Source organism: Thermostichus sp. OS-CIW-30, from assembly GCF_054060215.1.
Window position 1 is genome coordinate 73,170 of sequence record NZ_JBSSCZ010000007.1, and the last position, 12,283, is coordinate 85,452.

Sequence of the window (12,283 nt, forward strand, 5' to 3'; positions counted from 1 at the left end):
CTGGTCCCGTTTCCGTCCCCTTGCGGGGAAAAGGTAGGGATCAACATCTAGGTAGACGCTATCACATTGAGAATTTTGACAACGTACTACGTTTCCGTCCCCTTGCGGGGAAAAGGTAGGGATCAACAGTTTGAGTTAAATCACCCAACACCAACCACCACCCCGTTTCCGTCCCCTTGCGGGGAAAAGGTAGGGATCAACACAGAGGAAATGGCACAGCGGAAAGCTGTTGTCAAAAAGTTTCCGTCCCCTTGCGGGGAAAAGGTAGGGATCAACTTTTCTGCGCCCTGTTTCGGGGCGTTACGCGTTGAAAACAGTTTCCGTCCCCTTGCGGGGAAAAGGTAGGGATCAACATGACGGGTGGTTGAATCTGGCTAACCTCGCCCTTAACGGGGTTTCCGTCCCCTTGCGGGGAAAAGGTAGGGATCAACCAATGACCCAACGGTAGCCTACGTTCTGTTTGAGTCCCAAGGTTTCCGTCCCCTTGCGGGGAAAAGGTAGGGATCAACATGATTATGGCTACACTAACACACCGCGCAAAACGCCGGTTTCCGTCCCCTTGCGGGGAAAAGGTAGGGATCAACCCTACCCTCGGAAAAGCCTGAATTCATGAGGTTTTCAAGGTGCGTTCGCGAGGGAGTACGGAGATTCCTCGACACAGATATTAACATTGTCCTCGCGGCCAAGCGCAAGCGGGGAAATTGAGCTTGCTACGGCCATTATGTCACGTTTTTGGGCCAATCGGGGCAAAAGATCTAAAGTTTCCCTTAAAATCTTGTGCCGGCAGAGTCAGGCTGGTGATGGCTCGCCCCGACAGATCGCGCACAAAACTTTACAATTTCGGCCCGGTGGAGAGCCTCAGAAGATCAGGTAGTCCGGCGGCTCATAGGGGGGAGGCCCCCCGAAGACTTTGGCCTGCTTCTTGGCCGCGGCATCCAAAGGGTAGGCCCGCAGGCTATCTTCCTGGAGGTTGAGCAGAGGCAGCCACGACTTTTCCAGCTTCTCTTCCAGCTCGGCAGTGTCCAGGGGGCATTCAAAAACGGAGTATTGCACTCGCTGGCAGCACTGCTCCAGGCGTTTGGCCAACTGGTGTCGGCGCTTATCGTCCACCACGTCGTAGCAAACCAACCACAGCATCAGCGCAGCTCCATTGCTTCGTACTCCAGGTTGCCGCTCACCAGGCAACGGCTCAGCCGGCGGGCTTGCTCCAGCACAATTTGACTGAGGGGCAGGCGGCGAGATTGGGGAGGATAGAGCAATGGCTCGCGGAAGCGGCGTTCCAGCTCTCCCAAAAACAGTTTTTTGGCCAGGGATCCCAGCCATACGCCTGTTCCATCCGGCGACGGCTCAAAGTCTTCCGGGGTGAGCAAGCCGGCCTTGACAAGCTGGAGCACGGCCCAATCCACCACCAAGGGCCGAAACTCTTCCATCAAATCCAGCACCAGGTTGGGGCGATAGGGCAAATTGGCGTGGAAAAAGCCCAGGTAGGGATCCAAGCCGGCCATCACGGCCGCCGAGAACACTCTTGCCAGCAGCACCCCGTAGCCCCAACTGAGCAGAGCGTTGATCGGGTCGAGCGGCGGCTGTCGGTTGCGGCCAGTGAAGTTCCACTCAGGCGGAAAGCAATGTTGCAGGGATTGGTAGTAGGTGCGGGCGCAAATGCCCTCCAGGCCCATCAGCGCTTCTCGATCCGGAGGAGTGGTGGAGCGATCCAACTGTTGCAGGTAGGCGGCGATAACATCAATACCCTCCTGTAAGGGGGCAATTTGGCCGCGGGTAGCCCGGTTGTGCAGTTGTAGAATTGCCCGCTGGTTGCGAATTTTGCCCCGCACAATCACCTTGGCCCACCTCAGCCCCCAAGGGGAATAGGCCCGCTGATATTGGGCCAGACGCATCTCAGGGTTGGTGGAAAAGGATCCCTGCAGGCGACCGCGAAAACCGCCATCCGCACGCAAAAAAATGGTTTCGATGCCTCGATCCAGCAGTTGGGCCAAAGCTGCGCTGGTCAATTGGATCCCGGGCAACACCACCACCAGCTCCACCTCCGCAAGGCGGCAAAGCTGCTCTTGACCACGGCGGCGAATGAGCAGGGTTTGGTTTTGGCAGTGAACCACAGTCCCCGGCTCGGTTAGGTAGAGGGTGGTCATGGGCAGGAAGGTCAAGAAAGCTTCAGGTCGGGGCGATAAAACTGCAGCTCTGCCTGGGCTTCCCGAGCCATCTGTTCCCGGTAGGCCAGGGGAGCGATGACCTCGCCGTTGGGCCGCCAATCCCGCAGGCGCATGGTGAAATTGGTATCTCCCACCCGTACCCAGGCGCGGAAGTACCGGTCGCTGGTTGGTCTTTGCCGGACAATGTTCAAAATCTGTTCGCGCTCCCGCGCATCCGCCACTGCCTGCTGCACCAAAGCCGGGATCCGCTCGTAGGCAATGGGCTGGAAGGTGGGATGTCGCACTGTGCTTTCCACATAGCGACGGGCAAACTCCGGGGAAAATCGAAGGATCAACAATGCCTTGGGCAAGTAAAAATCGGATCCCCAGGCTTCTTCCCATGCTGCTTGGACTTCCTCTGGGCTGGGCAGCTTCTTTTGCCGTTTGCGGATTGCCAGCTCTGGCGGAATGGAAGGAGCGTCCCAGGGAATCACCGCCAGGCGCTCAGACTGGATCCGATCTAAGCGGAAATTGTGCCAGCCCAGGGATCCTTCGGGGGTGGGAAGCTGGCCAAAGGCTGCCAAATACTTGGCGCGGCGGGCATAGAACAAACAGACTGGGTAAGTGAGAACGTGTCGGATCCCATGTTGGCGGGTGGCGTAGTCAAAACCGATCACCCCTGCTTCTGGGTTGGCCCAAAGGGCTTCTAGCTGGCTTTGATATTCATCCACCCGTTCTTGCTGTTCGTCCGAGAGGATGTACTCAAACCACACAAACAGCCGCCGCTGCGAGTGCTGATCGCGCCAGCGGGACGGAGTCCTTTGGTTGGCCCAGATTTCATCCAGCAAAACCTGGACATCTGGATGCACAAAGGCCACATCGCTGAGGATGTGATAAATCTGCTCAAGCTGCTTGCCCGATAGAGTCCAAGTGGATGAAGGTGCCGGCAACTGGGGATGAGCCCCTGGGGCGCAGCAGCGGAAGTTGTCTCTTCGCTTGGGGTTGGCCTGAATTTGCTGCAGCCAACCCTGGGCGGCCAGGTAGTCCAGCTCTTTGCGCAGGGTGCGGTGGGTCTTGTGAAAGGGTCGGGCAGATAGCAGCGCTTCCAGATCCGGAACTTCTACTTTTAAGGCGGCCAATAGGTTGGGATCCTTCAGCCAAAACCTCAAGGGTTTCCAGCAAATGCAGTCAACATCAGGACAGGGTGAAGGGATCCCTTGTGCCAGATCCTGCTTGGGGTGCCGTGGTGAGAGCAAGCGATCCCGGATGTGGGTGTAGCCAAAGGTTTCCGGCAGGTCTGGCCAGCGGTTTTCGCCATAGAGGCAGTGGAGCAGTACCCACAGGCGCACGGCCCGCTCCAGGCGCTCGGCCAACTGACCGCCCGCTAACCAACGCAACACTTCCACCGTCAAAGGCAGCTCAAATCCGCTCATCCGACAGTTCCCTCGGTTCTTAGGTCAACCAGTTGATGGCACTCCAGGCCAGGGGTTTTCTTGGAGCAAGGCGCAAGTGAGAGCCTGACCACTCTGACATGAGTTGGAACCTTCCACTTCCAATCTCTTCCATACTGAAGTCAACCTGTCTCGTCAAATCTGCCCATGGCTGCTGTGGCACTGCATTTGCTTTCCGGCTGTCTGGCCGCTCGCGCCAGCGGGACGGAGTCCTTTCGCGCCAGCGGGACGGAGTCCTTGGACCCTCGAAGATCCCATTCTTCGGAACTGTCTTTTCAGGTCATCGAAATTGAGCTGACCCGACCGGATCGCCTGGTTTTTCCAGAGGATTTGGCTCAGCTTCAGCTGCCTGCCGGGATCAATGCCCAGCTGGGGGTGGTTCTGACGGGGCGGGCCCCCATTTGGCTGTATGGCTGGCTGGTGCATGAGTGCCACTTCACCCGTTGGGTGGCCTGTTATGACCCACGCTTGGGCGCGGTGGTGGTCTCCAGCCATACCCCCGAAGTGCGGGTGGGCCAGGTCATCCCCTGGGTGCAGGGAAGGCCGGGCAAGGCCTACGGCCCGCTGACGCGAACAGAATTGGCAGCGGCGGTGATGGTGGTGGGCCCCCCCGACAGTGGCAAAAGCCGTCTTGCCCGCGCCCTCTTCGAAGCTCTGCTGCCGGAGCATCCCGATATTTATCTGCAACGGGCCCATTGGGATGGGGAAGGCAATTGGACTTTAGACTTGCCACCAGAAGAGGCGAAGATCCTCAAGCACCAGTACCGGGGCTCTTTTACCCCCGAATTTTTCAGCTTCCATGCCCAGGCCATTCTGGCTTTGCGCCGGCAAAAGAGTTTGGTGATTGTGGATGTGGGCGGCAAGGTGGATCCGCAAAAGCAGCCGATCCTGGAAGCCTGCTCCCACTACCTGGTGGTCAGCCGGGATCCCGAGGCTATCCCTCTCTGGCACGAGTTTTGTCGAGACCGGGGCAATTTGCGCTGTGTGGCCATCCTGCACACCTCGCCCGGCCCTCCTCAAGTGCTCAAAGACTCACCTGAGTTGGAAATTCGCTGGGATCCCAACTCTCCTCCCCCCGCGGAGCTGCTGCGGGCGGTGCGCCGCCTCATTCACTAGAGCTGCAGGTTCAGAATTGGAGGGGCGGGTCAGCATATATCGCATCCCGGACGCTGGCCGTTTTGGACGAGCGGTTGCACGGCGTTGTGTGCGAGTTCCAAGAGAGGTTTGCGGATCGCCTGACCAGGGGCTGCACCTGATGGCCAAGGTGTGTGGTTTTTGGGTTTTGGGTTGCCTTGTCGCCCTCTCGCTCCGTCAACTGCTCCAGGTTGGATTTACCGGTAAGCCGCCTCTGGGTTGGCTTCATGGCCGTAGAGATAGCTGAGAACCGAGTTGCGCAGGCGGTAGTACTGCGGATCTTCAAGAATCCGCTCGCGATCCCGAGGGCGCGGGAAGGGGATGGTCACGATCTGCCCGATGGTGGCTGCAGGGCCATTGGTCAAAGGACTCCGTCCCGCTGGCGCGAAAGGACTCCGTCCCGCTGGCGCGATCAGCACCAGGCGGTCGGCCAAGAACAGCGCCTCATCAATGTCGTGGGTAATCATCAAAACCGTGCAGCGATGTTCATCCCAAATGCGCAACAGCTCCTCTTGAAGCTCCTCTTTGGTAATGGCATCCAAGGCCCCGAAGGGTTCATCCAAAATCAGCACTTCTGGACGGATGGCCAACGCACGAGCAATGGCTACCCGCTGTTTCATCCCTCCCGAAATTTGCGAGGGATATTTCTGAGCGGCTTCCCCCAGCCCCACCAAATCCAAATGTTCTTCCACAATTTGATGCTTTTCCGACTGGCTCTTTTGGGGAAATACCGACCGAACGGCCAAATAAACATTTTCATAAACCGTGAGCCAAGGCAACAGGGCATACCCTTGAAACACTACCATGCGCTCCGGGCCAGGAGCTGTAATCGGCTGCCCTTTCAGCTTCACCGAGCCACTGGTGGGCTGGGCAAATCCGGAAACCATATTCAGCAGGGTGGTTTTGCCACAGCCGGAATGCCCAACCAAGCAGACAAACTCTCCCTCGTTCACACTGAGGTTGATATCTCGCAAGACGGGATAATCCCCCTTGGGAGTTGAGTAGGTCTTGCTGACATTCTCAAGGCTTAGGTAGGGTTCTGCGGCTACGTTCGCTGGGGTAGAGGTTGTCAAGAGGGCAGTCATCGTAGGGTGCTCCAACTCATGATTTTCTCACAACGGGGAATGTGCTTTTGCAAGGGCGCCCAAGTGGGTATCTAGAGCAACACAGGACGACGATCTAAGGCAACCTCGGCTACATAAATATCGTGCTTAATCGCCAAACTGTTGAGGTAGGCCAGGGGATCCTCACCATTAAAGGGGATCCCGTCGAACAACTGAATGGGCTGCCGCTGGTAAGACACATCCAGCCCCAGCTCGCGGGCTGCCGTACTGAATACCCCCACCTGACATACCCGCTCCACGATCTCCACCCAGTTGCGAGGGAAGGGCAGATCCCCCCAGCGGGCCATTTGGGTCATCATCCACAGATGCTCGGTGCGGCTGGGACGGTTGCCGGCTCCCAGAAAGAAGCGGTGGTGGGCATATTCCCGCATCGGCCTGTCCAAGTCACAGATCAGACGCTGGGGATCCCCCAGATGAATGTAGGATGGGTCGGTGCTCAGGTAGGCGCGGCGGCTGAGCAGCTCGCGAATCTCGTCGTGATGGGCCGGGTCTTCACAGTAGCGGCAGGCTTCCAACAGCGCTTTGACCAAGGCAATGTGGGTGTTGGGGTAGGCTCTGGCCCAATCTTCTCGCACCCCCAACACTTTGCCGGGATGGCCCAGCCAAATCTCCAGATCTGTAGCCACCGTAAAGCCACTGCCCTCTAAGGCTGCCCGCAAATTCCAGGGCTCTCCCACACAGTACCCATCGATGTTGCCGGCTGTCAGGTTGGCCACCATCTGGGCCGGAGGCAGCGTTTTCAGTACCACATCGTGATCCGGGTGGATCCCGCCGGCTGCCAGCCAATAGCGCAACAGCAAATTGTGCATAGAGCTGGGATGCACCACCCCAAAGGTAAGCCGACGGCTGGGACTATCCAGAATGTAAGCCTTCAACTGGCTGAGGGTGTGGATCCCTTGCTCATAGAACCGCTTGTGCAAGGTGATAGCATTGCCGTTGCGGGTCAAGGTGAGGGCCGTAACCACCGGCTGAGGCGGGTTATCCCCTCCGCCCAAAGACATCCACACCGGCATACCGGCGGGCATTTGGGCCGCATCCAGATAACCTCCCTGAATGTCGTCTTGGATCCCTCGCCAACTGGTTTCCCGCACCAAATTCACTTCTTCCAAGCCGTGTTTGGCAAAAAACCCTTTTTCTTTAGCTACAGCCAAGGGAGCACAGGCAGTGAGGGGCACAAAGCCAATCTCCAGGTTGATCTTTTCCAAGCCATGCTTGGCCACCACAGTGCTGCGGCGAGCACGCCATTGCTTGATGCGTTTTTGTTGGTTCAAAAAGTAGATGATCTCGCTGCGGTAGCTGTAGTAGCTGGGATGGTTGACCACCTCCAGCCGACGGCGGGGCCGAGGAATGTCAATGGTCAAAATGTTCCCAATTCGGGATCCCGGCCCGTTGGTGAGCATGACCACACGATCTGACAGAAGAACCGCTTCGTCCACATCGTGGGTGACCATGAGGGTGGTCATCTGATGTTCTTCACAGATGCGAATTAACTGCTCTTGCAAGTTCCCGCGCGTGAGCGCATCCAAAGCGCCAAATGGCTCATCCAACAACAACACTTTGGGCCGCAAAGCCAGGGCACGGGCAATGGCCACCCGCTGCTTCATACCCCCGGACAATTGGGCTGGGAGCTTATCTGCTGCGTGGCGCAAGCCCACCAGATCAATGTGCTCTTCCACGATCTGCTGACGCTCGGCTGGAGAATGGTTTTTAAGAACGGCATTCACCGCTAGCGCAATGTTTTGCCGAACCGTTAGCCAAGGCAAAAGCGAGTAATGCTGAAACACCACCATGCGATCGGGGCCGGGAGCGGTGATGGTATGCCCATCCAAAGCCACGATCCCCCCCGTAGGCAAAGACAGCCCCGCCACCATGTTCAATAGGGTGGATTTGCCACAGCCGGAGTGGCCGATTAAGGAGACAAACTCCCCTCGATGGATTTGCAGATCGATCCCTTTCAGAGCAAGGTATTCCTGCCCTCCGGACAGAGGAAAAGATTTTTCCACCTGCTCCACACTGACCAATACAGACACAGAAAACCTCCCAACCTATCACCCGTCTAGCCTCAAACCAACCACATACTGACAACACATCCAACACATCATTGATTGGCTATCTTGTTTTGCAAAACAGACATCAGGCGATCCAAAAGCAATCCCACCGCTCCAATGTAGATGACGGCAACGATGATTTCCGTAACGTAGTTCTGCTGGTAGGCATCCCAGATGAAAAAGCCGATCCCCGGCACACCCGACATCACAATCTCTGCGGCAATAATGGCCAGCCAAGACAGGCCAATACCAATGCGCAGACCTGTGAACATGTAGGGCAGGGCTGAGGGCAGCAACACCTTAAAAAAGAAGTCCACTTTGGAGAGCTTGAGCACTTTGGAGACGTTGATGTAGTCTTCCGGGATCTGTCTCACCCCCACAGCCGTGTTGATGAGAATGGGCCAAATTGAGGTAATAAAAATAACGAACAGGGCAGCCGGCTCATTGCGTTGCAAAGCAGCCAAGGAAATGGGCACCCAAGCCAAGGGAGCTACCATGCGCAAAAATTGGAAAATGGGATCCAAAGCTCGGTTGATCCACACACTGCTTCCCACCAAAATGCCCAACGTGATGCCCACCAAAGCGGCACTGCAATAGCCGATGGCCACCCTTTGTAAGCTGGCCAAGGTTTGGCGCAGCAGCCCTTGGTCGAGGTCGCTGTTGCGATACAAAGGATGCAGGATCAGGTACCGGCTGCGCTCATCCATCCACACATCCCAGGGCCCCGGCAGCCGAATAAGGTTGGCACTGGCCAAGAGCTGCCAGATGAGCAGGAATCCAACAATGCCCACCACAGGGGGGAGAATCTGATCTCGGTACTTCGCCAAATCGAGCTTCGCCGTTGCAGATTTTGCCGGAGAAGAAAGTGTTGTCGTCATAGCTCCTAGAGGAGGATAGGGTTTTACAAGGTTCTCTGGTGTTGCGCTTTTGGAACGCCCCGATCGAGGGGTTCTACACCGTGTTGGAGACAGAGCATGAGCTTGGATCGGCCTTGCCTTTTCCTTGGATGGGCAAACACAGGGATTGCAAACTCAACAAAACTCTCACGACAATCAGAAAGCTCAGCGCCCCCACGGCTATCGAGAGAATGAGCTTGTCCCAGCGGGGCTGGGCCGGCCTCTCAAAAGGAGGATCCCTGAAGAGTTCGCGCGGAACGTGAAGTAGAGCCAACATAGCCGATCCTCAACATAGCATTCAAAGTTATTCAAAAAGTGCGAGGCTCATAGCATCCATCAACTTTCCATCGTTTGGGCAGAAAGCTCGGCACCGCTTTTTTCGACCTCGTGGGATCCCACAGGTAGGCAGGATCCCTGTCGCGCGAGAGATTCGAACAAGGAAACGGTAAGCCATGGACTTCCTGCGAAAGAAGGTGAGGAACTTGGCCCAATCAAGCTATTCAGCTAGACCCTTTTGATTTTCAGGCTGTTCAGGTAAGCCTGCGGATCCTGTGGGTCAAACACCACACCGTCAAAGAAACGCTCTGTTCCCCGCGAGGTGTTGTTGGGGATGTTCTTCACCCCCAGTGCCTGGGCGGCCTCACGCCAGAGATCTTCACGGTTCACTTCATCCACCAGACGACGGGCAGTATCCAGATCGGGAAGGAAGCGAGCGTGGAAGCCCCAACGCAAGGATTCCGTCAGGAACCAAAGGTCATGGCTCTTATAGGGGTAAGAGACGCTGCCCCGGCCATCTTCCCAGTACAAGGGCCCGGCATTGAAATCTTGAACAGCTGGCTTGCCGTCTCCCAATTCGTAGTTGCCTTGAAAGGGAGGGGTGAGAACTTCAACCGGCACATTCAGGTAGGCACGCCCTGAGAGAATGCGTGTCAGTTCTTCTCGGTTGGCCGGATCGTCGCACCATTGCTGCGCTTCCATCACCGCCATCAAAGTGGCTTGTGTGGCCCTGGGGTTTTGCTCTACCCAATCGGCGCGAATGGCCAGATACTCTTCGGGATGAAAGGGCCATATTTGTTGGGTTAGAGCCGCCATAAACCCGATCCCATCGGCCACAATCCGGTAGGGCCAGGGATCCCCGGTGCTAAAAGCATCCATGGTGCCATTGCGCATTCCCTGCACCGTTTCGGCAGAGGGAACCGCCAACAGGTCGATGTCTTGATCCGGATCTACCCCCCCAGCAGCAAACCAGTAACGGATCCAAAAATCTTGATTGACGTTGGGGAAGGTATGAGCGGCCTTGAATTTGCGTCCGTTGCTGGCGCTGAAATTTTTGATGTAGTCTGCAGCTCCAGAAACATCTAGCCCCAAACCCTTGCCAGCATGCATTCCGGCAATGGCAATCCCGTTGCCTTGGGTGATCAGCTGACACAGAACTGCCATGCGCACCGGCTGATTGTTGGTGATGGCGCCAATGTGGATCATGTGAGGCATCGGCATCTGCCACTGGCCACCGTCGATTCCCCCACCCGCTGAGCCGATGACCACGTTGTCACGGGCTGCCGGCCAACTGGCCTGCTTCAACACCTCTACACCGGTCATGCCGTGCTTGTCGAAAAAGCCCTTCTCCTTGGCGATGATCAGGGGGGCAGACTCCACAATCGGTATAAAGCCTAACCTGAGATTGGGGGTTTCTGGGCCGCTGGCCTGGGCAACCCAGTAGCCTGTGCTGGCCCGTGCTAAGCTGCCACTCACGAGTCCACCCACGGTGGCCGCACCCGCAGACAGCAAAAAGTTACGACGTGACGTCATGCTCACCTCATCGAAAGGATATGTGAAGGCAAGATGGAAGCTTTCCAGTTCAAGTCGCCTGACCCATGGATTTCCTTCGTGAAATCTCAAGAAATCCTTAAATCTCAGCTTGGTTGATATCCTAAGGGCAAATAAATATAGAAACAATACAATTATTATTTTGGTAAGCATAGACTTCCGTTTATCATTGTTGCGATGGCTTAGGTCTCAATGGCGTTTCCTCCAACGGCGGCTTGCTCTGGGCAAAACAACTCAACAGATTGGGGATCCCTGCCCCATGCCGGCTACCACTGGGATGGCTGCACAGAGCGGTTTTTTGAGGGTTGGTATAGCCGGGTAACGTTGCCCGGGGATCCGCCCATCAGCTTTGCCTTCATGTACGCCATCGATCCCAAGCGCGGGGGCATGGCGCAGGTGTTGGGGCCGGAGGAGGAGTTGCATTGGCGCACCTTCCCCAATCCCCGCCGCTTTTGGGCCAGCTCAACCCATCTGGCCTTGGGGCACTCAGGGATCCCAGACCCTGGCTGTCGCGGCCTTCAGGATCCCTTCACCTTCTTCCAGCGCACCGCCAGCGGCTACCAATACACCGCCCACCTCAACCAGGGGATTTTGCCGGATCCTGTCAGAGGCGAGGCCATCCGCTGGCTCTATCGCATTCAACTCTGCTCTGCCTACGGGATCCCGCCGCGGGCCACCATGGGAGCCTGGTCTTATCTGCCCATCTTCGAGCCGGGCTGGCAGATCCTGATGAGCCACGGCCTGGCCAGCGGCTGGGTGGAGTGGCGGGGCAGGCGCTTCGAATTCGAGCAGGCCCCCGCCTACGCCGAAAAAAACTGGGGACAAAGCTTCCCTCGCCGCTGGTTTTGGATCCAGTGCAACGCCTTTCCCAACCATTCCGGCCTCAGCCTCACCTGCGCCGGAGCCGAGCGGCAGGTGCTCACCCGCCCCGAAGAAGTCGCCCTGATCAGCCTGCACGGCGGGGGATCCCAGCCTCTTTTGGAGTGGCGGCCCGGCCAAGCTCGGCTAACCTGGCAGGTGGATCCCTGGGGATCCTGGCGAATCTGGGGAGAAAGTGCCCTCTGGTGTATTCGGCTGGAAGGGCACACGGGACGGCCTGGCCAAACTGTATTCACTCCTGGCCCAGAAGGGATGCAGCGCAACTGTCGGGATACCCTATCAGGGCATCTGCACCTACAGCTTTGGCAGCGCAACGGCCAAGTCTGGACGCCGGTGCTCACGGCCACCAGCTCCCAAGCCGGCCTGGAAGTGGGGGGAGAAGTTCCGCGACCTTGGCAAGGGCAATGTTAACGCTGGCGGATATCTACACCCCCGCTGGACTTTCCAAAGAACGCTCTTGTGCTAGAATGCCTAAGCCACATTGATAGATGTCCATCTCTGTCTCTGGATAGTACTGGATAGTATCTGAGTAACTATGGACAGATAGTATGGACAGACAGTCAACCGTGGTTGGCCCGCCCCTCTTGCGCCTGTAGCTCAGTGGACTAGAGCACGTGGCTACGGACCACGGTGTCGGGAGTTCAAATCTCTCCAGGCGCGTTTTGGCCCCAGACAGCTTCCGTCTGGGGTATTTACCGTCCCTTGGTTTCGCCTGAACTTGTGCTAGGATTACCCCTATCAAGTCCGCCTTGATGCAGGCGTAGGGAGCCCGAGGAT

At 57.1% G+C, this 12,283-nt stretch carries 9 protein-coding genes, 1 tRNA gene and 1 CRISPR repeat array (1 of these 11 running past the window's edge); of the genes, 3 read left to right on the forward strand and 7 right to left on the reverse strand.

Annotation, left to right across the window (positions count from 1 at the left end):
* Positions 1-584: a CRISPR direct-repeat array (repeat unit 37 nt; unit sequence GTTTCCGTCCCCTTGCGGGGAAAAGGTAGGGATCAAC); it begins 1,123 nt to the left of the window's first position.
* A 274-nt stretch (positions 585-858) separates the two neighbouring features.
* The 3 genes from cas2 to ACVWZF_RS04400 are packed head-to-tail and all read right to left on the reverse strand — an operon-like array spanning position 859 to position 3,580.
* Positions 859-1,137 (reverse strand): CRISPR-associated endonuclease Cas2, encoded by a 279-nt coding sequence (cas2, locus tag ACVWZF_RS04390; RefSeq protein ID WP_099812317.1) that lies wholly within the window; start codon positions 1,135-1,137, stop codon positions 859-861.
* Positions 1,137-2,147 (reverse strand): CRISPR-associated endonuclease Cas1, encoded by a 1,011-nt coding sequence (gene cas1 / locus ACVWZF_RS04395; RefSeq protein ID WP_457410971.1) that lies wholly within the window; start codon positions 2,145-2,147, stop codon positions 1,137-1,139. Before cas1 ends, cas2 begins: the two co-directional genes overlap by 1 nt.
* 11 nt (positions 2,148-2,158) lie before the next feature.
* Entirely contained in the window at positions 2,159-3,580 is a 1,422-nt protein-coding gene (locus tag ACVWZF_RS04400) for a TIGR03985 family CRISPR-associated protein (RefSeq protein WP_457410945.1), read from the reverse strand.
* Between the two features lie 165 nt (positions 3,581-3,745).
* Here ACVWZF_RS04400 and crn3 point away from each other — a divergent pair, with 165 nt between their 5' ends.
* Positions 3,746-4,714, forward strand: coding sequence for a CRISPR-associated ring nuclease Crn3/Csx3 (crn3, locus tag ACVWZF_RS04405; RefSeq protein ID WP_414418106.1), 969 nt, complete (start codon positions 3,746-3,748; stop codon positions 4,712-4,714).
* Positions 4,715-4,929: 215 nt separating this feature from the next.
* Here the strand turns inward: crn3 and ACVWZF_RS04410 are convergent, their stop codons facing one another.
* The 4 genes from ACVWZF_RS04410 to ACVWZF_RS04425 all read right to left on the reverse strand — a co-directional run bounded on the left by ACVWZF_RS04410 (position 4,930) and on the right by ACVWZF_RS04425 (position 10,615).
* The gene (locus ACVWZF_RS04410; RefSeq protein ID WP_457410947.1) at positions 4,930-5,817 is read right to left on the reverse strand and encodes a nitrate ABC transporter ATP-binding protein; all 888 of its coding nucleotides are present in this window, start codon (positions 5,815-5,817) and stop codon (positions 4,930-4,932) included.
* Positions 5,818-5,888: 71 nt separating this feature from the next.
* Positions 5,889-7,886 carry an ABC transporter ATP-binding/substrate-binding protein gene (locus tag ACVWZF_RS04415; RefSeq protein ID WP_011432251.1) on the reverse strand — a complete coding sequence of 666 codons (1,998 nt, stop codon included), beginning with the start codon at positions 7,884-7,886 and terminating at the stop codon, positions 5,889-5,891.
* A 68-nt stretch (positions 7,887-7,954) separates the two neighbouring features.
* Positions 7,955-8,782: a nitrate ABC transporter permease gene (ntrB, locus tag ACVWZF_RS04420; RefSeq protein WP_414344145.1), complete on the reverse strand. Its 828-nt coding sequence runs from the start codon at positions 8,780-8,782 to the stop codon at positions 7,955-7,957.
* A 522-nt stretch (positions 8,783-9,304) separates the two neighbouring features.
* On the reverse strand, positions 9,305-10,615 hold the full coding sequence (locus ACVWZF_RS04425; protein ID WP_414406669.1) for a CmpA/NrtA family ABC transporter substrate-binding protein: 1,311 nt from the start codon (positions 10,613-10,615) through the stop codon (positions 9,305-9,307).
* A 204-nt stretch (positions 10,616-10,819) separates the two neighbouring features.
* Here ACVWZF_RS04425 and ACVWZF_RS04430 point away from each other — a divergent pair, with 204 nt between their 5' ends.
* Together ACVWZF_RS04430 and ACVWZF_RS04435 are read left to right on the forward strand one after the other, a co-directional pair.
* A complete protein-coding gene (locus ACVWZF_RS04430; protein ID WP_457410949.1) occupies positions 10,820-11,917 on the forward strand; it encodes a tocopherol cyclase family protein in 1,098 nt (365 codons plus the stop codon).
* Positions 11,918-12,092: 175 nt separating this feature from the next.
* Positions 12,093-12,166, forward strand: a tRNA-Arg gene (locus ACVWZF_RS04435).
* The last annotated feature ends 117 nt before the right edge of the window (positions 12,167-12,283 follow it).